Origin of the sequence: Algoriphagus taiwanensis (assembly GCF_036245645.1) — a bacterium.
Classification (GTDB): Bacteria; Bacteroidota; Bacteroidia; order Cytophagales; family Cyclobacteriaceae; genus Algoriphagus; species Algoriphagus taiwanensis.
In genome coordinates, this window is record NZ_BTPE01000048.1 from 1 (window position 1) to 345 (window position 345).

1 protein-coding gene is annotated in these 345 nt (G+C 47.0%); it reads left to right on the forward strand.

The features are described from left to right. On the forward strand, nucleotides 1–345 hold a 345-nt coding region (locus AAA938_RS20220), incomplete at both ends, for a transposase (protein ID WP_338230734.1).

Consider the following 345-nt stretch of genomic DNA (forward strand, 5'->3'; position numbering starts at 1 on the left):
TCTGCTCATTGACGGCACGTATTTTAGCAGGGATTTATGCCTGATTTTGTACCGAGACAACACGATCAAGTTCACCCAGCTCTATCGGTTCAGCGATGGAGAACGATACGAAGAACTCAAAGAAGACCTGGAAAATCTACTGCTTCTTGGAGTTCAGATCGAGTCAATTACCGGTGACGGACATCGGGCATTGCTCAGAGCGATTCGCAAAGTTTGTCCTCAAGTCACCCTTCAGCGATGTGTAATCCATGTGCAGCGAATGTGCAGAATATGGCTTTCCAGCAATCCTAAGAGTATTCCCGGGCAGGAACTTCGGAAAATTGTCTCTACGCTGCATCTGATCAA